The sequence below is a fragment of the Tessaracoccus sp. OS52 genome, assembly GCF_020687685.1.
GTDB lineage: Bacteria > Actinomycetota > Actinomycetes > Propionibacteriales > Propionibacteriaceae > Arachnia.
Map to the genome: position 1 here is coordinate 1 of NZ_JAJEWM010000008.1, position 5,093 is coordinate 5,093.

A 5,093-nucleotide genomic window follows, 5' to 3' on the forward strand; every position below is an offset into this window, starting at 1 on the left:
CATCAGGCACGTCGAGGTCTTCCAGATGGGCAGTGTGAGAACTTCCATCATCGGGAGGCCTCGACCCCTACCCCCTCAACGACGCGCCGAACCCACTACACCCTGCTTTGTGAAGAGCCGGTTTACCAGCGTTGTTCCTCGGCACCAGCCTTGTAAGGCTGGTGGCGAGCGATAGCGCTGGTGGACGAGCGATAGCGCTGGTGGATGCGTGGGAGGGCTGGTGGGTGCGTGGGAGGGCTGGTCGGTTGGAGCGGGAGCTGCCGTCGTCGGACGCGGGGTGCCCGACGCCGGGGGCGCGTCGTTGTTCGGTTTACCAGCGTTGTTCCTCGGCACCAGCCTTGTAAGGCTGGTGGCGAGCGATAGCGCTGGTGGATGCGTGGGAGCGCTGGTGGATGCGTGGGAGCGCTGGTGGATGCGTGGGGGCGCTGGTGGATGCGTGGGAGGGCTGGTGGGTGCGTGGGAGCGCTGGTGGACGCGCTGGTCGGGTTGGAGCGGGAGTTGGCGTCGTCGGACGTGGTGGTGCGGGGTGCCGGACGCCGGGGGCGCGTCGTTGGTCGGTTTACCAGCGTTGTTCCTCGGCACCAGCCTTGTAGGGCTGGTGGTGAGCGATAGCGCTGGTGGACGCGTGGGAGCGCTGGTGGACGCGTGGGAGCGCTGGTGGACGCGTGGGAGCGCTAGTTTGCTAGTGGATGCGTGGGAGCGCTGGTGGGCGAGCGATAGCGCTGGTGGATGCGTGGGAGCGCTGGTGGACGCGTGGGAGGGCTGGCGAACGCGTGGGAGGGTCGTCGGAGGTCGCGCGAAGGCGCACGGGACTACTTGTCAAGATCCCCTATGCCGTAGCCGATGGAGGCGACAACGTCGGCCACCTGGTCCAGCCGAGCACCCACGAGCAACCGTTCCAGAGCCGCGACGTTGGCGAAGGTGGGCGTGCGCAGCGAGAGGCGCCACGGGGTGGGCCCGCCCCGCGATACGAGCAGAACGCCGGCAATTCCCCACGGGGCCTCGACCTCCGTCACGTGTTCACCCTCCGGGACCTTCAGCCTCCGGGAGAGTTTGGTGGCGACCGGGCCGGAGGGGACGATGTTGGCCAGCCGCGCCATCATGCGGCAGCTCGCCCGCAGTTCGGCGATGAGCACGAGGAAGCGAGCATGGGCGTCGCCGGCGGTCTGCGGCTCTGCCGCCTCGAACACGTCCTCATACGCCAGGGCGCTGCCCGGCCGACGATCCAGGTCCAGCCCGCAGGAGCGCGCCACCGGACCGGACAGACCGTAGGAGTGGCACAGTTCCTCATCGACGATGGCCAACCCGCGGAATCGATCGGTCGTCTCGAGGGCGGCGGCGAGCTCGTCGGCCAGGTTGGCCACCTCGTCGAGAAGTGGTCCGAGGGTTTCGAACCACCCGGAAGGCACGTCGAGCGCCAAGCCCCCCACCCTGCACAGCATCGGGTGGACCCTGTTGCCCGTCCAGTCCAGTAGGCCGTGTCGCAGCCGTTCGACAGCCTGCCAGATCCTCGCGGCGAGTTCGTCCCCGGCGGGATAGGAAAGATAGGAAAGGTGCGAGTGCACCCGCGCATATTCGGCCAGCAGCGTCCGAAGGACTGTGGCACGCGGGGGAGGAACCAACCCCATGGCGGATTCGACGGCCAGGGTCACCACTAGTTCGCCGGAAAAGCTGGAAAGCCAATCATGTCTGTCGGCAAGCATGATCAAGGATCGATAATCACGTACTTCGAAAAGCTTCTCTGCTGCCCTGTGGAGATATCCGGGCTGAATGTCGACGGCCAGGATCGCCTTTCCGTCGGTCTCAATATTCAAGGAGATCACTCCGGCTTGGGTGGGGTGCCTGGGTCCGAGGGAGAGGTGACTGTGTCCTGGCAAGGGAATGCCTCCCAAAGCCAACTTTGTTCTGTTCAAGGCAATTCCTTGGTCGAGCGGTAATCGTCGGTTATTCTTGCATCCGCCGCACAGATCACGTCGAGCTCCGACGCTGGAAACTTGGGTACGGCCGAAAAGATTGAGAGAACTTGATGCGCAAGGTGCAGGTAATCCTGTTGGACGACATTGATGGTAGCGAAGCTGAGCGGACAGTGCAGTTCAGCCTCGACGGGACCTCCTACGAAATCGACCTGAATGCCGCGAACGCCGCAAAGCTGGAGAAGGTCCTGGCGCCCTACATCGAGAAGGCGACGAAGGTCTCGTCGGCGCGGGCCGCAGCAACCCGTGGACGGCGCACCGCCACCGGCCGCACCCGCAGCCGGGCTGCCGAGGTCCGTGCCTGGGCCAAGGACCAGGGCATCGCGGTTCCTGACCGGGGACGCGTCCCGAACGAGGTGCTGGAACAGTACGAAGCGGCTCACTGAGGACCAGTTCGCGGACGGTGAACCCCGGAACACTGGTGCGGCTTCCTTCGTTGGTTAAGCTGGACAAGTCGGGGTTCGCCAGCGCGCGTGATCACCCGGCGGGAGGGAAAGAATCATGTTCGAACGGTTTACCGACCGCGCCAGGCGCGTGATCGTGCTCGCCCAGGACGAGGCGAAGCTTCTGAACCACAACTACATCGGCACCGAGCACATCCTTCTTGGCCTGATCCATGAGGGTGAAGGTGTCGCGGCCAAGGCTCTCGAATCGCTCGGAATCTCGCTCGAGGCTGTGCGGGACCAGGTGGAGGAGATCATCGGTCAGGGCCAGCAGGTCCCGACGGGTCACATCCCGTTCACCCCGCGCGCGAAGCGGGTCCTCGAGCTGTCATTGCGCGAGGCCCTGCAGATGAACCACAGCTACATCGGCACCGAGCACATCCTGCTCGGCCTCATCCGTGAGGGTGAGGGCGTGGCTGCGCAGGCGCTTCTGAAGCTCGGCGCCGACCTCAACAGGGTGCGGACCACCGTCATCCAGCTGCTGTCCGGCTACCAGGGCAAGGAGGCGTCGCTGTCCGGTGCTCCGGACACCGGACCTGAGAAGTCGTCCTCGCAGGTCCTGGACCAGTTCGGTCGAAACCTGACGCTGGCCGCGCGCGAGAACCGCCTCGACCCGGTGATCGGCCGGTCCAAGGAGATCGAGCGCGTAATGACCGTGCTGAGCCGCCGCACCAAGAACAACCCGGTGCTGATCGGCGAGCCGGGCGTCGGCAAGACCGCCGTCGTCGAGGGACTCGCCCAGGCCATCGTGCGCGGCGACGTCCCGGAGACGTTGCGGGACAAGCAGATCTACACCCTTGACCTCGGGGCGCTCGTCGCCGGCTCCCGCTACCGCGGTGACTTCGAGGAACGCCTCAAGAAGGTCCTCAAGGAGATCAAGACCCGCGGTGACATCATGCTGTTCATCGACGAGATCCACACGCTCGTCGGTGCCGGTGCTGCCGAGGGTGCGATCGACGCCGCCTCCATCCTGAAGCCCATGCTGGCCAGGGGTGAGCTGCAGACGATCGGCGCCACCACGCTGGACGAGTACCGCAAGCACATCGAGAAGGATGCTGCCCTCGAGCGTCGTTTCCAGCCCATCCAGGTGGCCGAGCCCTCGGTGAGCCTGACCGTGGACATCCTCAAGGGTCTGCGCGACCGCTACGAGGCGCACCACCGCATCACCATCACCGACGAGGCCCTCAGTGCCGCGGCGACGATGGCCGACCGCTACATCCAGGACCGGTTCCTGCCGGACAAGGCGATCGACCTGATCGACGAGGCCGGCGCACGGCTGCGCATCCAGCGCATGACCGCTCCGCCGGACCTTCGGGAGTTCGACGAGAAGATCGCGAAGATCAAGGTCGAGAAGGACTCCGCGATCGACTCGCAGGACTTCGAAAGGGCGGCCAAGCTGCGCGACGAGGTCCAGCGTCTCCAGGCCCAGCGGGCAGAGAAGGAAGAAGCCTGGAAGCAGGGCGATTCCGACATTCCCGCAGTGGTCGGCGAGGAGGAGATCGCGGTTGTGCTTTCTGGCTCCACCGGCATTCCGGTGTTCAAGCTCACCGAGGAGGAATCGGCCAGGTTGCTCCGTATGGAGGCCGAACTCGGCAAGCGCTACATCGGTCAGGAAGATGCCGTCAAGGCGCTTTCCCGTTCGATCCGCCGCACCCGCGCCGGCCTGAAGGACCCCAAGCGTCCTTCCGGGTCATTCATTTTCGCGGGTCCCTCCGGCGTCGGAAAGACGGAACTGACCAAGGCGCTCACCGAATTCCTCTTCGGTGACGAGGACGCCCTCATCACCCTGGACATGAGCGAATACTCCGAGAAGCACACCGCCTCCCGGATGTTCGGTTCGCCGCCCGGATACGTCGGCTACGAAGAGGGCGGACAGCTCACCGAAAAGGTGCGCCGCAAGCCCTTCTCGGTGGTCCTGTTCGACGAGATCGAAAAGGCGCACCCGGACATCTTCAACTCGCTGTTGCAGATCCTCGACGAGGGTCGCCTCACCGACGCGCAGGGCCGGGTTGTGGACTTCAAGAACACGGTGATCGTGATGACCACCAACCTCGGCTCGCGCGACATCAGCAAGGGCGTCAACCTTGGCTTCTCGCAGGCCGGGGATGAGGAGAGCAGCTACGAGCGGATGAAGGCCAAGGTCTCCGACGAACTCAAGCAGCACTTCCGTCCGGAGTTCCTGAACCGCGTCGACGAGGTGGTCGTGTTCCACCAGCTGACGCAGGCCGACATCGAGCGGATCGTGGACCTGATGATCACGCAGGTCGAGAGCCGTCTGGCGGACAAGGACATGGGCATCGAGCTCACCCCCGCCGCCAAGACGCTGATCGCCAAGCGTGGCTTCGACCCCGTTCTGGGTGCGCGTCCGCTGCGTCGCGCCATCCAGCGCGACATCGAGGACAACCTCGCCGAGAAGATCCTGTTCGGCGAACTCACCCCCGGTCAGATCGTGCAGGTGGACGTGGCGGAAGCGGGTTCAGACCTGCCGTTCAAGTTCACCGGCGTCGCCAAGGGTGAGGTCGAGCAGCTCACACCGGCAGCCGACCAGAGCTGAAACCGGCTCTTCACAATCGAGGGTGTAGGTGGGGTCTGAAGCCGCCGGTCTCGAGTAGGGATCTGGCGATGTAGTTGGTGAGGTTGCGGAACCCGAGGGCGGAGCCGCGTAGGTGTTCGAGTC

The 5,093-nt window shown here is 65.1% G+C and carries 3 protein-coding genes; 2 read left to right on the forward strand and 1 reads right to left on the reverse strand.

The annotated features are described in order from the left end of the window. Window positions 1-812: 812 nt before the first annotated feature. Window positions 813-1,913, reverse strand: a complete 1,101-nt coding sequence (locus LKO27_RS15015; RefSeq protein WP_227738332.1) for an NADH-quinone oxidoreductase subunit D — start codon at window positions 1,911-1,913, stop codon at window positions 813-815. A 113-nt stretch (window positions 1,914-2,026) separates the two neighbouring features. Here LKO27_RS15015 and LKO27_RS15020 point away from each other — a divergent pair, with 113 nt between their 5' ends. Together LKO27_RS15020 and LKO27_RS15025 are read left to right on the forward strand one after the other, a co-directional pair. Continuing rightward, window positions 2,027-2,359, forward strand: coding sequence for an Lsr2 family protein (locus LKO27_RS15020; protein WP_370630048.1), 333 nt, complete (start codon window positions 2,027-2,029; stop codon window positions 2,357-2,359). A gap of 115 nt (window positions 2,360-2,474) precedes the next feature. Next, on the forward strand, window positions 2,475-4,970 hold the full coding sequence (locus tag LKO27_RS15025; RefSeq protein WP_227738334.1) for an ATP-dependent Clp protease ATP-binding subunit: 2,496 nt from the start codon (window positions 2,475-2,477) through the stop codon (window positions 4,968-4,970). The last annotated feature ends 123 nt before the right edge of the window (window positions 4,971-5,093 follow it).

Bases quoted from the DNA above. Each gene is read 5' to 3' on its own strand.
- LKO27_RS15025 (WP_227738334.1), top strand. From the start codon at position 2,475: ATGTTCGAACGGTTTACCGACCGCGCCAGGCGCGTGATCGTGCTCGCC.
- LKO27_RS15020 (WP_370630048.1), top strand. From the start codon at position 2,027: ATGCGCAAGGTGCAGGTAATCCTGTTGGACGACATTGATGGTAGCGAA.